Raw genomic sequence first — 15,897 nt, 5'->3', positions numbered from 1 at the left:
GGCGTCTCGAAGGGTCGACGGCCACCAGCGGGGCCGTGCATCCTTCGAGACGCGCTGCGCGCTCCTCAGGATGACGGGGTTAAAAGCGCAACCGCGTCGACGCACTACAAAATCGCGTGCGGCAGGAAGCGCGAGGTGTTGCCGGTGATCGGATTTTCGTCCTCTCGAATCGACAGCCCGCAGGGCGTGCCGTCGACCAGCCAGCTGCCGAGTACCGGATACTGCCCGGAAAAGTTCGGCAGCGGCGCCAGCGCCTGACGGATGAAGCCTTCTGCGCCGTAGGGGCCTTGCTCGGCGACCAGCGTGACGCCGGCGCTGACCAGTTCGACATTGGCGCCCTCGCGCGAATAGATCGGCTTGCGCACGAACGACGTGCCGAGTTGGGCGGCCTGCGGGTCGTCCTCGAAATAGGCCGGCAGCAGATTGGGATGGTTCGGGAACATCTCCCAGAGCAGCGGCAGGATGCCCTTGTTGGAGAGGATCGCCTTCCACGGCGGCTCGATCCACTGCGTCGGCGCGGTCGAGAGGTTCTTGCCGAACGCGTCGTGGAACATCCACTCCCAGGGATAGAGCTTGAACGCGAGCGCGATCGGGCGCTCGTCGAGGTCGACGAACTGACCGTCGTCGCGCAGTCCGATCTCTTCGATGTCGAGTAGCGTGGTCTTCAGCCCGGCCTGCGCCGCGGTGTCCTCGAGATAGGCGAGCGTGCCGGCGTCCTCGGGATTTCCGGTCAGTCCGGTGAGATGCAGCGGGTGGGTCGCGCCGATCCTCTTCCAGGCCTCGATCAGCCGGTCGTGGATCGAGTTGAACTGGTCGGCGCGCTTCGGGACGATGTTGCGTTGGATCGCCTGTTCGAGCCAGGTCCATTGAAACACCGCGGCCTCGAAGATCGAGGTCGGCGTGTCGGCATTGTATTCGAGCAGCTTGGCCGGGCCGCGGCCGTCGAAGGTGAGATCGAGCCGGCCGTACAGGCTCGGATTCTTGCGGCGCCAACTTGCCGCGATCAGATCCCAGAACGCCTCCGGTATCTTCAGCCGGCGCAGATAGCGCTCATCCTTGATCGCGCGTCCGGCGAGCTCGAGACACATCGCGTCGATCTCGCCGGTCGGCGTCTCGATCGAGCGCTCGATCTCGTCCAGCGTGAAGGCGTAATAGGCGCGCTCGTCCCAGTAACGTTCGCCGTCGATGGTGTGGAAGGTGAAGCCGGCGTTCTCGGCGGTCGTCCGCCAATCGTCGCGTTCGGGACATGCGATGCGTTGCATGAGGGGAAACCGCGCTAGCTCGTCAGCCTGGTGTCAGCTTCCGCCATGCGACGGATCGTCGTCGCCGTAGCGGGCGATGGTGCGCGGCGCGCCGCCGAAGCCGCCGGAGGGCGACCGTTCCGCGGGCTTTCGCTTCGCGTCGTGCCCTGCGTGGTGATGGTGGCTGCGGGCATGGCTTGTCGTCAGGCCGATCGACGCCGCGCCGATCGCGATATTTCCCATCAATTTCAGCCATACGCGGCGCGAGCGTTTCATGGACGCAATCCCTGCCTTGCCGTCTGCGGAGCCATGGCGAGTTTCCATCAGCTGCGCTCGCCGGGCAAGCGAAAGCGGGATGACATGGCGATGACACAGCAACATGCGCATCAGCCACCGCTGAAGCCGAACGCATGCGCGAATGAACCGAAGCCGCCGCGGCTCACCGACGAGCTCGACGAAGAAGAGGAGCCGCTCGACGAGGAGCTGCTGTAGAAGCTGCTGCGCGACGAGCCGCCGCTGCCGCCCGACGAGGAACTGCGCGCCGTGCAGTCGACGCCCGGTTGCGGCGGGACCGGCGCGGCGACGCCCGGTGCGGTGACGCCCGGCGGCACCGGCTGGCAATTCGGCCGCGGCATCAGCGCGTAGGCACTGCCGCCGACCGCGAGCGTGCCCATCAAGAGCAGCGCGACGTGGTTGGAGCGCTTGGACGGCGCGTCCGGCCGCGGCGGCGTGGGCACCGCCGGCACGACCGGTCGCCGTTTGCCGAAGTCCGGGTTCGGTTTGCGCGCCATGGTTTGGCTCAACGGCTCAGTAGATCATGCAGGCCGCGTTCAGCGCGCCTGCGGCCAGCGAGGACAGCCCGAGCCAGATCGCCGGCGCCATTTCGCCGGAGGCGATTCGCGCCGACAGGTTCGGCACCGGGATCTTCACGATGTAATAGACGATGATCTGCACGATCAGCGCGATGATGCTCCAGATCAGGCAGTCCACGACATTGGCGGAGTGGGCGATGGCACTGACCACCGGCAGCACGAAGCCGAGCAGGCTTAAGCCCAGCGCAATCGCCGCCGCCGGATCGTTGTCGCGGATCAGCTGGAATTCATCGTGCGGCGTGACGCGCGTGTAGACGAAGAGGTAGGCGACCACGGCGATCAGTGCCGTGCAGAAATAGACCAGGAACGCCGGCAGGCCGGCGAGGGATTGCAGGATCATGTCGGGGCGGTCCGGGAGTTCGTCGGGATTCGCGCGAGGCAGGATTGCACGTTCCCTTGGTCGGCGCATGCCGACAGCCGGTTCAATCCCAAACAAAAACCCCGCCATTTGCGGCGGGGTTCAGGTCGTGAGGAGCGAACCTTGCGGTTCTCTGCGGGCCCAGAAGGTCAGGCGGGAATGCGCTCGTCAGCCTCGTGCGGCTCGCGCAGCACGTAGCCGCGGCCCCACACGGTCTCGATGAAGTTGCGGCCTTCGGAGGCGTTGGCGAGCTTCTTGCGGAGCTTGCAGATGAAGACGTCGATGATCTTCAGCTCCGGCTCGTCCATGCCGCCATAGAGATGGTTGAGGAACATTTCCTTGGTGAGGGTGGTGCCCTTGCGGAGCGAGAGCAGCTCCAGCATCTGGTATTCCTTGCCGGTCAGGTGCACGCGCTGGCCGCCGACCTCGACCGTCTTGGTGTCGAGATTGACGACGAGATCGCCGGTCTGGATGACCGACTGGGCGTGGCCCTTGGAGCGGCGCACGATCGCGTGGATGCGGGCGACCAGTTCGTCCTTGTGGAAGGGCTTGGTCATGTAGTCGTCGGCGCCGACGCCGAGACCCTTGACCTTGTCCTCGATGCCGGCGAGGCCGGAGAGGATCAGAATGGGAGTTTTGATCTTCGACACCCGGAGCTGCTTGAGCACGTCGTAGCCGGACATGTCGGGCAGGTTGAGGTCGAGAAGGATGATGTCGTAGTCGTAAAGCTTGCCGAGATCGACGCCCTCTTCGCCGAGGTCCGTCGTGTAGACGTTGAAACTCTCGGACTTGAGCATCAATTCGATCGACTGCGCGACGGCGCTGTCATCTTCAATCAGCAAAACGCGCATGCCAGTCCCCTATAGTCGCCGCTCCGGGCGTCAGGTCGGCCGCACTTGCGGCACTCACAAAACGCCTTTGAACAACTGATTCGGATCCTGACGAGATATGGTTAACAAAAACTGATTCCTCGACGCAAGCTCTAACCGTGCAATTTTTGTCGAATCGCCCTAAGATGTTGCGTAGAAGAAGCTTTTCCTAACCGCGCTCGTTCAGTTTCCACATTAAGAGGCGGGCCTAACCGACTCTCGCGACTCGCCCTTCTTCTGATGGGCAAGCGACCTCAGTCACCAAAGACAGTGACGCAATGATTAATGATGCGGGTAAACACGAAGTTAAGCGGCCGGAGCAAAATCGTGGAAACTTAAGGTTTTCGCAATGAAGGCGCTCGCGGAGCAGATCGGCGACATCGACGGCGTCAATATTTATGGCCGCGTGGTCGGCGTCCGCGGGCTGATGGTCGAGATCGCGGGACCGATCCACGCGATGTCGGTCGGCGCCCGCATCGTGATCGACGTCGGCGCGGGCCGCTTCATCCCTGCCGAGGTGATCGGCTTCTCTGGCGAGAACGCGGTGGTGATGCCGTTCGGCGGATTGGATGGCGTTAGGCGCGGTTGCCGCGCGGTGATCGCCAATGCGGCGAGCCAAGTGCGGCCGTCGCCGGCATGGCTCGGCCGCGTCGTCAACGCGATGGGTGAGCCGATCGACGGCAAAGGCCCGCTGGTGCAGGGCGCTTCGCCGATGTCCTACCGCAACTCGCCGCCGCCGGCGCATTCGCGCAAGCGGGTCGGCCCGCCGCTCGATCTCGGCGTGCGCGGTCTCAATACCTTCCTGACCTGCTGCCGCGGTCAGCGGCTCGGCATCTTCGCCGGCTCGGGCGTCGGCAAGTCGGTGCTGCTGTCGATGCTGGCGCGCAACGTCGATGCCGCGATCTCGGTGATCGGGCTGATCGGCGAACGCGGCCGCGAGGTGCAGGAATTCCTCCAGGAGGATCTCGGCGAGGAGGGGCTGGCGCGCTCGGTCGTGGTGGTTGCCACCTCGGACGAGCCGGCGCTGATGCGGCGCCAGGCCGCGTATCTGACGCTCGCCATCGCGGAGTATTTCCGCGACGAGGAACAGGATGTGCTGTGCCTGATGGACTCGGTGACGCGCTTTGCGATGGCGCAGCGCGAGATCGGCCTCTCGGCGGGCGAGCCGCCGACCGCCAAGGGCTACACGCCGACCGTGTTCACTGAATTGCCCAAGCTGCTCGAGCGGGCAGGGCCGGGCACCGGCGACGGCACCATCACCGCGATCTTCACGGTGCTGGTCGACGGCGACGATCACAATGAGCCGATCGCGGATGCGGTGCGCGGCATCCTCGACGGTCATATCGTGATGCAGCGGGTGATCGCCGAGCGCGGCCGCTATCCGGCGGTCAACATCCTCAAGTCGGTCTCGCGCACCATGCCGCGGTCGGCCGACCCCGACTTCCTGCCCTACATCAACAAGGCGCGGCAGGTGATGGCGACCTATGCCGACATGGAGGAATTGATCCGGCTCGGGGCCTACCGGCCGGGTTCCAGCGCGGAGGTCGACGAGGCGATCCGGCTGCATGAGCCGCTCGAGGCCTACCTGCGCCAGGCCAAGGACGAGGCGACCAGCCTTGCCGACGGCTACCGGCAACTGGCTCAAATCCTGTCGGGTTTGGAAACGGAACGCTAACTTTGTCAGGCCATCATCGTCGGCACACCATAGCTATGCCGGCGGGGCCCAGCGGGGAGCCGGCTCTGTCCCGCGTTCAGATTTGGGACTTCTGGGGAGTATGAGTCGATGAAGTCACGTGAAACGCTGATCCGCCTGAAGAAATTTCAGGTCGACGAAAAGCGCCGTCGGGTTACCCAGATCGAAGGCATGATCGCCGACTTCCAGCGCATGTCGGTCGAGCTCGAGCGCGAGATCCAGACCGAGCAGGAGCGCGCCGGGATCAACGACCCCACGCACTTCGCCTATCCGACCTATGCCAAGGCCGCGATCCAGCGCCGCGAGAACCTGACCCGTTCGGCCGACGAACTGCGCGCCCAGCTCGACGACGCCAAGGCGCTGCTGTCGGAGGCATTCGAGGAATTGAAGAAGGTCGAGCTGCTCGACGAGCGCGACCAGGCGCGCGAACGCGCGGAGGAGAGCGCTCGCGAACAAGCCGACATGGATTCGATCGGCCTGATGCGGGCCCGTCTCGGCGTCATCGCCTGAGACTTCGCTCCCTCGGCTGACCAGATTGAGAGCCCGGGCCGATCGCCCGGGCTTTTTGCTGGGCGCTGTCCACAAGCCGGCGACCTGTCGGCCATTTGGCGGATCGTGGTGTCCCAAAATATGCTACCACCGGTTTCCGGACGGGATGATCGGCGGCACGGTGGCAATGACGCGATGGGGGATCGAGGCTTGGAGGGCGCAAAGTGCTGACGCCGGCTGAGCTGGTCTGGCTGATCGCCGCCGTCGCCAAGGGGGATGAGGCCGCCTTTGAGCGGCTGTACGCCGCGACCCGCGCGAAACTCTTCGGCGTCGTGCTCCGTATCTTGCGGCGTCAGGATCTCGCCGAGGAGGTCCTCCAGGAGGCTTACGTCAAGATCTGGAACAGCGCCGGGCAGTTCAACCCAGCCCTGTCGTCCCCGATCACGTGGATGACGTCGATCGCGCGCAACCGCGCCATCGACGTGGTGCGCAAGCGCGGCGAGGCATCGCTGGAAGACGAGCCGGCCGCAATGGAGGTCGCCGCCGACTCGCCCGATCCGCTGGCGCGACGGGAAATGACGGAAGAGTTGAAGCGGTTGCTGGAATGCGTCGGTCGTCTGGAGCCGGATCGTCAGAAGCTCGTGCTGCTCGCCTATTACAACGGCTGGAGCCGCGAGCAGCTCGCCGCAAAGTTCGAGACACCGGTGAACACGGTGAAGACCTGGCTGCGCCGCAGCCTGATGGATATCCGGGAGTGTCTTGGACTCTGATTGATGGCCTATAGCGAAGACCATATCGCGCTCGCCGCGGAATATGCGCTCGGTACGCTCGATGCCGAGGAGCGCGCGCAGGTCGAGACCATGATGGCCGTCGACAGCGAGTTCGCAGCGCTGGTGCAGGCCTGGCAGTTCAGGCTCGGGCCGCTGAACCAGATGGTCGGTTTGGTCGAGCCGCGTCCGGTGGTCTGGGACACCATCAAGGCGGCGATCGGCCACGCGAGCGCGCCGCAGGCGCCGCTGGTGCTGCCCGAGACGCCGGCCACGACGGTGACGCCGCCGCCTTCGCCAATCACGGACGATCCTGAATTCGGCTCGGCGTTTGATCCGGACGAGCCCCAGCCGCCGTCCGATATCCGGAGGCTGCCCGAGGCCCGACAGCCACGGGTCATCTTCGACGAACGCAACGTGACCGCGCTTACCAACCGCGTGAAGCGCTGGCGCGGTATCGCGTCGGCTGCGACGGCGATCGCGGCGGCCCTGCTGGCGATGCTCGGCCTGCAGATTTACAAGCCCGACGCCTTGCCGAACGCGATGAGGCCAAAGCCGCGCATCCAGACCGTGGAAGTGAAGACGCCGGCGCCGGCGTTCACTCCATCGGCACAATATGTCGCGCTGTTGCAAGGGCAGAATGGCGGGCCGGCCTTCATCCTGACGATCGACGGCGCGACCAAGAATTTTACCGTCCGCAAGGTCGGCGCCGCGTCGGAGCCCGGCAAGAGTTTTGAGCTCTGGCTGATCTCCGACAAGCTGCCGCAGCCGCGCTCGCTCGGCGTGATCGGTGCTGATGATTTCACCGCGCGCCCGGTGTTGTCGAGCTATGACCCCGACGTGATCAACGGCGCCACCTATGCGGTGACCGTCGAGCAGGCCGGCGGTTCGCCGGACGGCCAGCCGACCTCGGCGCCGATCTTCACCGGCAAGCTGATCGAGACCGTGCCGGGCGCGTCGGGTTCGGCGCCGCGATAATTTGCGCCTGCTGCAGCAACTGAATCCAGGTGCTCGCAATGACGTGGATGAGACGTCGCGTCGGGCACCCGAAAAAAAAGAAAACGCCCGTGGGGAGCGGGCGTTTTCGATAGTCAACTTGGGGGTAGTTGGGGGTCTTAAATATCCACGCAGCGACTTTGGGGGGCTGTAAAGAACACTACGTGAATTCGTGAAACTCTCCTGTTAGCGGACCAGCGAGTTGCTGGTGCTGGTGATCGCGACGGGCTTGCCGGCCTTCATGACCCGCGCCGTCTGCGTGTATCCATCATCCGACGAATTATGTGCCGCGATGCCAAAGCCCGCGACCAGGATACCGGCGAACAACGCCACAACCACAATCTTCAGGTGCGTCATACGATCGGCGCTGTAGATCGAGTGGTTCATGGAAGTCTCCTGCCGCCTTCCTGCTCTCAGTAAATCTGTCGGTTCGGTCTGTTGTCCGGTTCAACGTCTCGTGCCCCGCTAACGTAGGATTTGCCGATTCCGTTCCCTAGAGGCCATCACAAGGCCGTGATGAGACGTGATCGGGCGCGATCAAAAATGACCTTTTGGTAATCTGAAACGCATTAAAGCTATTTAATATCAGTGTCTTGAACTGGTGCTGGAATGTTGCATCCCAGATAGGGCCGTTCCGGCCTGTTCCACATAAATCAGTTGCCTGTGGCGAGAAAACACAGACGAAAACGCAAATGATTTGCGGCCGCTAGCGCGTTTTCGCGCGAAGTGGACGCCCGGCTCACGTGAAGAAAACGCTTCCGAACAAGAGACCCTAAACGCTGCCGACCGTCTTCAGCCGGGCGCGGGGATGGATCTCGGCTTGCGACAACACCGTGGTCTGCGAGCGGAACCGTTCCACCAGTGAGCGAACGAACGGCCGGATCGCGGCCGACGTCACCAGGACCGGCGCCTCGCCCTCGCGCGCCGCCTGCTCGAAGGCGTTGCGCACCGCGGTCATGAACTCCGACAGTTTCGAGGGCTGCATCGCCAGGCTGCGGTCGTCACCTTGGCCGACGATCGATTCCGCAAACGCCTGCTCCCAGCGCGCCGACAGCGCGATCAGCGGCAAATAGCCGTTCGGCGAGGTGTTTTGCGCGCAGATCTGGCGGGCCAGCCGGGCACGGACGTGCTCGACCATGGTGGCCGGATTGCGCGAGAACGCCAGCGCGTCGGCGATGCCCTCGAGGATGGTCGAGAGATCGCGGATCGAGATGCGCTCGGCGAGCAGCAATTGCAGCACGCGCTGGATGCCCGACACGGTGACCTGGCCCGGCACGATGTCCTTGATCAGCTCGCCTTGCTCCTTCGGCAGGTCCTTCAAAAGCTTCTGCACCTCGCCGTAGGACAACAGGTCCGCCATGTTGGTCTTGAGCAGCTCGGTCAGATGCGTCGACAGCACCGTGGCGGCGTCGACCACGGTGTAGCCTTTCAGCGCGGCCTCTTCCTTCAGGCCGGCGTCGACCCAGGTCGCCGGCAGGCCGAAGGTCGGCTCGATGGTGTGGATGCCGGGCAGTTGCACCTGGTTGCCGGCGGGGTCCATGACCATGAACTGGCTCGGCCAGATCTTGCCGGTGCCGGCGTCGACTTCCTTGATCTTGATGACGTAGCTGTTGGCTTCGAGCTGGACGTTGTCGAGGATGCGCACCGCCGGCATCACGAAACCCATCTCGATGGCAAGCGAGCGGCGCAGCGCCTTGATCTGCTCGGTCAGGCGGTCGGTGCCGTCGGGGCCGTTGACCAGCGGCAGCAGCGCGTAGCCGAGCTCGATCTTGAGGTCGTCGATCTTCAGCGCGGCGGCGATCGGCTCCTCCGCGGCTGCAGCGGCGGCGGCCGCGGCAGCAGCCGGGGCAGCGGCTGCCGCCGTTTCGGCCGCCTTCGCAGCCCGCTTCTGCTTGCGTGCGTTCCAGGCCAGCACCGCGGCGCCGGAGCCCAGCGCCAGGAACGGCAGCGTCGGAATGCCCGGCAGCAGCGCCAGCACCAGCATCACGCCGGCCGACATGCCGAGCGCCTGCGGATAGCCCGAGAGCTGGCGCATCAGCGCCTTGTCGGCGGCGCCGGTGATGCCGGCCTTGGAGACGAGGAGGCCCGCGGCGGTCGAGACGATCAGCGCCGGCACCTGGGTGACGAGGCCGTCGCCGACCGTCAGCACGGTGTAGGTGCGGGCGGCTTCGCTGAACGAGAGGCCCTGCTGGGCGACGCCGATGATGATGCCGCCGACGATGTTGATGCCGACGATCAAGAGGCCGGCGATGGCATCGCCGCGGACGAATTTCGAGGCACCGTCCATCGCGCCGAAGAAGCCGCTCTCGTCTTCCAGCGCCTTGCGGCGCTCCTTGGCGGCCTTCTCGTCGATCAGGCCGGCGGAGAGGTCGGCGTCGATCGCCATCTGCTTGCCGGGCATCGAGTCCAGCTGGAAGCGCGCCGCGACCTCGGCGATGCGGCCCGAACCCTTGGTGATGACCACGAAGTTCACGATCACCAGGATCGCGAACACGATGATGCCGATCACGAAGTTGCCGCCCATCACGAAGTTGCCGAACGCCTCGATGACGTGGCCGGCGGCCGCCGTGCCCTCATGGCCGTGGCTCAGGATCAGCCGGGTCGAGGCCATGTTCAGCGACAGCCGCAGCATGGTCGAGATCAGCAGGATGGTCGGAAACGACGAGAATTCCAGCGGCGCCTGGATGAACAGCGAGGTCATCAGGATCAGGATCGAGACCGTGATCGAGACCGCCAGGAAAAGGTCGAGCACGATCGAAGGCAGCGGCAGGATCAGCACCACCAGGATGGTGAGGACGCCGATCGCCAGCGCGATATCGCCGCGCTTCAGGATGTCGCCAATCTCGCCGAGGCTCGGCAATCCGCTCTTGCCTGCCGTGCCCTGACCTGCCGTGATGTCGACCATGGTAGCCGCTCTCCCCCGCGACTGGCGACTGCGGCCGCCAAGCGTCTGCGCGACGGCCGCAGGGCCGCCGTTCCGAAAGTGAGGCACCGCGCTGGCGTTCACGGGGATCTCCGCCCGTTAGACGCGTTCGACGACACTCGACTTCACTCGGCAATTCTTGCCGGGTGTATGGTTAGCAAAGGGTTAACAAGTGCTTTCGCGCGACCGCACGGGTCGTCGCAGGCGCCGGGCATGGGGGATTCGCGGCCGGGAGCAGGGGTGATAGGGCCTCGTGGTCGAGATGCGCCGCAAGCGGCGCTCCTTATCATGAGGGTCCAGACCAGGATTTTGCCCCGCAAGACGGCGTCATCCTGAGGGGCCCGCCAAAGGCGGGCGTCTCGAAGGATGGCCACGGATGACGCCGCCGGCCTCGCGGCCTCTATTTGAGCGCACCGAGCACGACGCCCGATGCGGCGATGATGCCGAGCGTGATGACGCTGGCGCGCCACAAGAACTGCTGCCGGGCGGCGCGCCGGTCATGAAAGGCCAGCCAGTCGTGGACAAAGCCCGCGGGGATGTCGAACACCACCGCCGACTTGTTCCGACGGTGCGTCTCATGCTCGCAATACATCGTCCGGACCGTCGGCACGCCCAGCCGCTCGAGCTCGCAGTGCCACTCCCAGGCATGCTTGCCGTTGGTCCAGCGATTTTCGAAAGGGACCACGTGTGATTTCATGACGAGCCTCCTGGCCCACCCTGAACCCACGTCACCATTCTAGCCCAAGGTGCGGACCGGCGCGAGATCGGCGCCGGCCGCCTCGGCCGATCACAGCGGCGCTAGTTGGCCGACTGCGTCCATCTGCGCCAATGCGTCGGCTGGATGTCGAGGTGCTTGCTGCCGGCATGGTCGACCCATTCGGCGCCGTCGCGGTGGCACGGGAACATGAGCGCGTGGACCATGCCATCATAATCGAGGACACAGACCTCGAGCTCGCGGTCCGACGGCGCTGATGCAACGGGTAACCACTCTGCTGACGACGAACGCATGATGACCCTCCGACAGTTAAGCGCTTCGATCCTTTACCTTACGAGCCGCGTGCCATCCCTACGGAATGATAGTCCGGGTTGCGCGCCGCGAGTGTGAACCGGCTCGCAGTGTATCATTTTTCCTCGTCAGCATGGATCGCGATTTGACGCACGATATTCCCGACCTGCTGAGGCGGTGGATTGAACTTGCCGGAGCCTGCGCCCGACGAAGTGCAGATTGCACGTCATGGTCAGGGATGCTGGATTGCCACCCGATGCGCTGCACCATCGCATTGAAGAGAAGACACGGGCTCGCGAAGCTGGGACTTGTCGCGGCGATTTCGGCTTGCGTTGCGACCGCCGCCGCCGCGAAGCCGCCGGGTTCCGAGGCGGTGATGATCCGCATGATCACCTGCGACGGAGAGGGCGTCCGGATGGAGGTCTATCTGCCGCTCTCGGTCGATCGCCATATGCGGGGCGGACAATCCGTCATCGGCTATTACGTGCTCGATCTGACCGACGTGAACAAGGGCAAGCCGCTCGAGCCGGTCCGTGTCACCCTGAGCACCGACCAGAAGACCGTGACCGTCGATCAGTACCTCCGGGGCCTTCCGCCGACCCGCATTCCGGTCACCGGCGGCACCGTCGATTTCGACCAGCGGTTCGCCAAGCGCGCGAAGTGCGGCCCGTTCCAGTCGCAGGATCCCAATTTCGGCAATTGATCCGGTTCACTTTTCCGTCGCAGGACCCGCGTCCCGTTGTTCGCGCATGCCTAATCTCTCGGCAATGTGGCTTGACCCGGAGGCAAATGCCGACGAAGTTCCGCCTGCCGTGGTAATTTCTTCTGAATTTTCCCCTGAAGTCGCTACGTTCATTCCCGACTCGCGCCGGGCATGGCTGCGCCTTGTCGTGGCCGTGGTGATCGGCTCGCTCGGCAGCGTCGGCATGTGGTCGGTCGTGGTGGCGCTGCCCGTGGTGCAGACCGACTTCGGCGCAACCCGTGGAACGGCCTCGCTCGCCTTTACGATGGTGATGCTCGGCTTCGGCCTCGGCCAGGTCGTGACCGGGAAGATCAGCGACCGCTACGGCATAGTTGCGGCGATCGGCGCCGGGATCGGCATCCTCGGCCTCGGCTATGTCGGCGCAGGCTACGCGCCGTCGATCTGGGCCTTCATCCTGCTGCATTTTGCCATCGGCCTGTCGTCGGCCGCGACCTTCGGCCCGTTGATGGCGGAGGCATCGCACTGGTTCGAGCGCTACCGCGGTCTCGCGGTCGCGATCGCTGCGAGCGGCAATTACGTCGGTGGTACGGTGTGGCCGCCGCTGGTCAATTTCGGCATGCAGAGTGTCGGCTGGCGCACCACCCATATTGCAATCGGCATCTTCACCGCGATCTCGATGCTGCTCGCGCTCATGGTGCTGCGCGTGTTGATGGGCGCGGCGACCAGGCGCAGCCATGTCAATGCGGCACCGCCGCGGGTCGACCTCAAGCTTTCCACCAATGCGCTGACCGCGATCCTGTCGCTCGCATCGATCTCGTGCTGCGTGGCGATGTCGATGCCGCAGGTCCACATCGTCGCCTATTGCGGCGATCTCGGTTACGGCGTGGCGCGCGGCGCCGAGATGCTGTCGCTGATGCTCGGCTTCGGCATCATCAGCCGGATCGGCTCTGGCTTCCTCGCGGACCGGATCGGCGGCATCCGTACGCTCTTGATCGGCTCGATCGCGCAGGGCTCGGCGCTGTTGTTCTATCTGTTCTTCGACAGCCTGACCTCGCTCTACGTCATCTCGGCGATGTTCGGCCTGTTCCAGGGCGGCATCGTGCCGAGCTACGCGATCATCGTGCGCGAGGCGATGCCGGCGTCGGAGGCCGCGACCCGGATCGGCATCGTGATCTTCGCCTCGGTGTTCGGCATGTCGTTTGGCGGCTGGATCTCGGGCGTGATCTTCGATGCCACCGGCTCCTATGCCGCCGCCTTCGCCAACGGCCTCGCCTGGAACCTGCTCAATGTCAGCATCATCGTGCTGCTCATGATGCGGGCGCGGCAGCGGGTGGCGCTGGCCTGATCCGGACTGCGGCGATTTCGGCGACGTCCTAAAGCTCGGCCGAGATCCTCGCGATCGCTTTCTCCAGGCGGCTCTTGATGGAATCCATCTTGCCGGTCAGCTGCTGCAACTCCCGCAGATCCAGCTCGGCATAGACGAACTCGTTCAGGTCCTTGCGTTGCGAGGACAGGTTCGCGATCTGCTTCTTGGCGTGGTCCGTCAGCGACAGGTTCACGACCCGGGCGTCCTCGCTCGAATTCTTGCGGCGCAAGAGGTTCTTCTTTTCGAGCAATTTTGACTGCGTGACCACAAACGACTGATCGACACGCAGTGCCCGAGAAACCGCGCCGACGGGCAGGCCGATGTTTCGGTCGTCGGCATTCGCCAGGACCGTCATGATCATCCATTGAGGACCGGTGATTCCGATCATCTTGGCCCAGATGCTGCGCAACTCCTCCAGGCGCACGCTGGTCGACACAATCTCCCAGGCCAATCGCTCAGCCGCGTCCTGCAGTTTGTCGGTCGATTTGCGCTCGGTCATGACGCACCTTAACAAAAATTCATCTTCACAGATATCGAGCAATCCATGAAGCGGGCGTCTGACGAAAATGTTCGTCGAGGCGTTGCCTGAATGACACATCGCCGCGCAAACAATAGAATGACTAACTAATATAAGTTGAATATGTGACTATCCAGTAGCATTGTTCCGCCCCGTAGATGGGGGCATCCACCATCTCACGCCTGCAGTGGCCGAGTTGACCACGAGCATCTCGAAAATGGCTGCGCCGCAGCGGTTTTTGGGAGGGGAAACGTTTGTCGCTTTGCCAGCAGTGCAAGGCATCACTTGAAGGCATCACTTGGAGGATAGCATGAAAATCGTTAAGGGCCTTTTGTTGGGCTCGGTGGCGACTCTCGTCGCGAGCAGTGGAGCCATGGCGGCCGACCTTCCGGTCAAGGCCAAGGCAATCGAGTACGTGAAGGTCTGCTCGCTCTATGGTCCGGGCTTCTACTTCATTCCGGGTACCGACACCTGCATCAAGCTGGGCGGCTATTTGCGTGTCGACGTGCTGGCGAACACCAACTCAGACCACACCGGCAACTACGGTGGCGCGGCCGGCGCACAGAACCGCTTCACCAACGGCTACACCTGGCGCTCGCGTGAAGACCTGAATGTCGACACCCGCACCGCGACCGAATACGGCGTGGTCCGCACCTTCTTCGATGCGACCTTCAGCTGGACCTCGGACAGCTACGGTGGCGCCGGCAACGGTTCGACGGTCTACTCGCCGATCGGAACGTCCGCTGCACCCAACAACGCCAGCTCCGGCACAGTCGCGAACGGCACGGTCGGCGTCTATTACGCCTTCATCCAGTTCGCCGGCTTCACCATGGGTAAGGCGGTCTCGCAGTTCTCGGCGCCGTGGGCCAACTATCCGGGCAACAATTTCGACGGTCTCGTCGGCGGCGGCGGCACGATCACCGGCGTGAACCAGTTCACCTACACCGCGCAGTTCGGCAACGGCGTGTCGCTGTCGCTGTCGGCTCAGGATCAGTCGGCCTACACCCAGGCCGGCGTGCAGAATCTCGGCGCGCTCGGTACCGGTGCTCTCGGCATCTACGGCGCGAGCGACTATGCCGGCACGATTGCTCCGGATCTGATCGCGGCTCTCCGCGTCGACCAGGCCTGGGGTCTGTTCCAGGCGTCGTTCGCGGCGCATGACAACCACGCGGCCTACTACGGTGGCACCGAGTTGACCGGTCATCCCGACGACAAATGGGGCTGGGCTGGTGCGCTGGCCTTGTCGATCAAGAACATCCCGACCGGGCCTGGCGACACGATCAACGTCCAGGGCGTCTATACCAACGGCGCAACGCGCTACAACATCCAGGATCTCTCGGGTGCCGGTGCATTCACCTACTTCGGCAACACCAGCGTTCCCGGTGCCTACCAGAGCATCGGCTTCGGCATGGCACCGGACAGCGTGTTCGTCACTGGCGGCCAGCAGCAGCTGATCACGACCTACGGCGTGAGCGGCGCGTATGTCCACAACTGGAATCCGAACTGGAACACCAGCATCTACGGTGCCTGGGCCCAGGTTAACTACAACGGCACCGCCAAGAGCTACATCTGCGGCCCGGGCGGAACGGGTGTGGGGGGATCGTTCGGTATCCTGATCGGTGCCACCTCGAACCTGACCTCGTGCAACCCCGACTACAGCATCGCGCAGATCGGTACGCAGACCCAGTGGACCCCGGTGAAGAACCTGACCTTCTCGGCTGACTTCACCTACACCCATCTGGATCAGAACTACGCCGGCACGGTCACCTACCCGGGTAGCGCTGCGATCGGCAAGCCGGCCGCTGTCTACTCTCTCAGCAACCAGGATACTTACATGCTGCTGCTCCGCGCGCAGCGCAATTGGTAAGGCCCGGTTGATCCTGACTTGATCGCTCATCAAAGCCCCGGCGGGAAACTGTCGGGGCTTTAATTTTGAAAGAAGGATTCGTTGTATGATTTACTAATATTAGTCTATCATGTACAAAACCGGCGTCGGTTGCTCTGCCGACCATGATGATGAGGAGATATCAGACATCTTCATGAACTAACCTCCAAAACCTCCGGCAATGCCCTGCCGGAGGTTTTTTTATTGAGCCC

General features: G+C 63.9%; 17 protein-coding genes. 7 read left to right on the top strand and 10 right to left on the bottom strand.

The features are described 5' to 3' along the window. Window positions 1-104 precede the first annotated feature (104 nt). The 5 genes from ACE10X_RS33950 to ctrA form a co-directional block, all read right to left on the bottom strand. Complete coding sequence (locus ACE10X_RS33950; RefSeq protein WP_038382809.1) at window positions 105-1,262, bottom strand: glutathionylspermidine synthase family protein; 1,158 nt, start codon at window positions 1,260-1,262, stop codon at window positions 105-107. A gap of 33 nt (window positions 1,263-1,295) precedes the next feature. Continuing rightward, window positions 1,296-1,628, bottom strand: a complete 333-nt coding sequence (locus ACE10X_RS33945; RefSeq protein WP_038382810.1) for a hypothetical protein — start codon at window positions 1,626-1,628, stop codon at window positions 1,296-1,298. After that, window positions 1,628-2,032, bottom strand: a complete 405-nt coding sequence (locus ACE10X_RS33940) for a hypothetical protein (RefSeq protein ID WP_038382811.1) — start codon at window positions 2,030-2,032, stop codon at window positions 1,628-1,630. Before ACE10X_RS33940 ends, ACE10X_RS33945 begins: the two co-directional genes overlap by 1 nt. A 16-nt stretch (window positions 2,033-2,048) precedes the next feature. After that, on the bottom strand, window positions 2,049-2,453 hold the full coding sequence (locus ACE10X_RS33935; protein ID WP_016848561.1) for a DUF350 domain-containing protein: 405 nt from the start codon (window positions 2,451-2,453) through the stop codon (window positions 2,049-2,051). A 167-nt stretch (window positions 2,454-2,620) separates the two neighbouring features. Next, window positions 2,621-3,322, bottom strand: coding sequence for a response regulator transcription factor CtrA (gene ctrA / locus ACE10X_RS33930; protein ID WP_016848562.1), 702 nt, complete (start codon window positions 3,320-3,322; stop codon window positions 2,621-2,623). Window positions 3,323-3,689: 367 nt separating this feature from the next. Between ctrA and fliI the strand changes: the two genes are divergently transcribed. The 4 genes from fliI (at window position 3,690) to ACE10X_RS33910 (ending at window position 7,267) form a co-directional block, all read left to right on the top strand. Beyond that, complete coding sequence (gene fliI / locus ACE10X_RS33925; protein ID WP_304556722.1) at window positions 3,690-5,015, top strand: flagellar protein export ATPase FliI; 1,326 nt, start codon at window positions 3,690-3,692, stop codon at window positions 5,013-5,015. Between the two features lie 108 nt (window positions 5,016-5,123). Then, window positions 5,124-5,543, top strand: a complete 420-nt coding sequence (gene fliJ / locus ACE10X_RS33920) for a flagellar export protein FliJ (protein ID WP_016848565.1) — start codon at window positions 5,124-5,126, stop codon at window positions 5,541-5,543. A gap of 203 nt (window positions 5,544-5,746) precedes the next feature. Beyond that, on the top strand, window positions 5,747-6,292 hold the full coding sequence (locus tag ACE10X_RS33915; protein WP_038382814.1) for a sigma-70 family RNA polymerase sigma factor: 546 nt from the start codon (window positions 5,747-5,749) through the stop codon (window positions 6,290-6,292). 3 nt (window positions 6,293-6,295) lie between these two features. After that, the gene (locus tag ACE10X_RS33910; RefSeq protein ID WP_038382815.1) at window positions 6,296-7,267 is read left to right on the top strand and encodes an anti-sigma factor domain-containing protein; all 972 of its coding nucleotides are present in this window, start codon (window positions 6,296-6,298) and stop codon (window positions 7,265-7,267) included. Window positions 7,268-7,471: 204 nt separating this feature from the next. On the opposite strand, the gene ACE10X_RS33905 is transcribed toward ACE10X_RS33910, so the two are convergent. The 4 genes from ACE10X_RS33905 to ACE10X_RS33890 form a co-directional block, all read right to left on the bottom strand. After that, complete coding sequence (locus ACE10X_RS33905) at window positions 7,472-7,672, bottom strand: hypothetical protein (protein WP_028341260.1); 201 nt, start codon at window positions 7,670-7,672, stop codon at window positions 7,472-7,474. Between the two features lie 385 nt (window positions 7,673-8,057). Continuing rightward, window positions 8,058-10,190: a flagellar biosynthesis protein FlhA gene (gene flhA, locus ACE10X_RS33900; RefSeq protein WP_304496722.1), complete on the bottom strand. Its 2,133-nt coding sequence runs from the start codon at window positions 10,188-10,190 to the stop codon at window positions 8,058-8,060. 418 nt (window positions 10,191-10,608) lie between these two features. Then, window positions 10,609-10,905, bottom strand: coding sequence for a hypothetical protein (locus ACE10X_RS33895; protein ID WP_038382819.1), 297 nt, complete (start codon window positions 10,903-10,905; stop codon window positions 10,609-10,611). Window positions 10,906-11,006: 101 nt separating this feature from the next. Beyond that, window positions 11,007-11,216: a hypothetical protein gene (locus tag ACE10X_RS33890; protein ID WP_038382820.1), complete on the bottom strand. Its 210-nt coding sequence runs from the start codon at window positions 11,214-11,216 to the stop codon at window positions 11,007-11,009. A gap of 254 nt (window positions 11,217-11,470) precedes the next feature. Between ACE10X_RS33890 and ACE10X_RS33885 the strand changes: the two genes are divergently transcribed. Then, entirely contained in the window at window positions 11,471-11,917 is a 447-nt protein-coding gene (locus ACE10X_RS33885) for a hypothetical protein (protein ID WP_038382828.1), read from the top strand. 109 nt (window positions 11,918-12,026) lie between these two features. Next, window positions 12,027-13,262, top strand: a complete 1,236-nt coding sequence (locus ACE10X_RS33880) for an MFS transporter (protein WP_051002794.1) — start codon at window positions 12,027-12,029, stop codon at window positions 13,260-13,262. A 28-nt stretch (window positions 13,263-13,290) separates the two neighbouring features. Here the strand turns inward: ACE10X_RS33880 and ACE10X_RS33875 are convergent, their stop codons facing one another. Then, window positions 13,291-13,824, bottom strand: a complete 534-nt coding sequence (locus ACE10X_RS33875) for a MarR family winged helix-turn-helix transcriptional regulator (protein ID WP_375763422.1) — start codon at window positions 13,822-13,824, stop codon at window positions 13,291-13,293. A 286-nt stretch (window positions 13,825-14,110) separates the two neighbouring features. On the opposite strand from ACE10X_RS33875, the gene ACE10X_RS33870 reads away from it, so the two are divergent. After that, window positions 14,111-15,667, top strand: a complete 1,557-nt coding sequence (locus tag ACE10X_RS33870; protein WP_038382822.1) for a porin — start codon at window positions 14,111-14,113, stop codon at window positions 15,665-15,667. Window positions 15,668-15,897 lie beyond the last annotated feature (230 nt).

The organism is Bradyrhizobium sp. Pha-3 (assembly GCF_042258325.1).
Taxonomy (GTDB): Bacteria; Pseudomonadota; Alphaproteobacteria; order Rhizobiales; family Xanthobacteraceae; genus Bradyrhizobium; species Bradyrhizobium elkanii.
The sequence above is the reverse complement of the archived record's forward strand: the minus strand, read 5'-3'. Positions and strand labels throughout refer to the sequence as shown.

What these genes read in the sequence shown, in the direction of transcription:
- ACE10X_RS33950 (WP_038382809.1), bottom strand. Translation starts at nt 1,262, where the DNA reads ATGCAACGCATCGCATGTCCCGAACGCGACGATTGGCGGACGACCGCC.
- ACE10X_RS33945 (WP_038382810.1), bottom strand. Translation starts at nt 1,628, where the DNA reads ATGCGCATGTTGCTGTGTCATCGCCATGTCATCCCGCTTTCGCTTGCC.
- ACE10X_RS33940 (WP_038382811.1), bottom strand. Translation starts at nt 2,032, where the DNA reads ATGGCGCGCAAACCGAACCCGGACTTCGGCAAACGGCGACCGGTCGTG.
- ACE10X_RS33935 (WP_016848561.1), bottom strand. Translation starts at nt 2,453, where the DNA reads ATGATCCTGCAATCCCTCGCCGGCCTGCCGGCGTTCCTGGTCTATTTC.
- ctrA (WP_016848562.1), bottom strand. Translation starts at nt 3,322, where the DNA reads ATGCGCGTTTTGCTGATTGAAGATGACAGCGCCGTCGCGCAGTCGATC.
- fliI (WP_304556722.1), top strand. Translation starts at nt 3,690, where the DNA reads ATGAAGGCGCTCGCGGAGCAGATCGGCGACATCGACGGCGTCAATATT.
- fliJ (WP_016848565.1), top strand. Translation starts at nt 5,124, where the DNA reads ATGAAGTCACGTGAAACGCTGATCCGCCTGAAGAAATTTCAGGTCGAC.
- ACE10X_RS33910 (WP_038382815.1), top strand. Translation starts at nt 6,296, where the DNA reads ATGGCCTATAGCGAAGACCATATCGCGCTCGCCGCGGAATATGCGCTC.
- ACE10X_RS33905 (WP_028341260.1), bottom strand. Translation starts at nt 7,672, where the DNA reads ATGAACCACTCGATCTACAGCGCCGATCGTATGACGCACCTGAAGATT.
- flhA (WP_304496722.1), bottom strand. Translation starts at nt 10,190, where the DNA reads ATGGTCGACATCACGGCAGGTCAGGGCACGGCAGGCAAGAGCGGATTG.
- ACE10X_RS33895 (WP_038382819.1), bottom strand. Translation starts at nt 10,905, where the DNA reads ATGAAATCACACGTGGTCCCTTTCGAAAATCGCTGGACCAACGGCAAG.
- ACE10X_RS33890 (WP_038382820.1), bottom strand. Translation starts at nt 11,216, where the DNA reads ATGCGTTCGTCGTCAGCAGAGTGGTTACCCGTTGCATCAGCGCCGTCG.
- ACE10X_RS33885 (WP_038382828.1), top strand. Translation starts at nt 11,471, where the DNA reads ATGCGCTGCACCATCGCATTGAAGAGAAGACACGGGCTCGCGAAGCTG.
- ACE10X_RS33870 (WP_038382822.1), top strand. Translation starts at nt 14,111, where the DNA reads ATGAAAATCGTTAAGGGCCTTTTGTTGGGCTCGGTGGCGACTCTCGTC.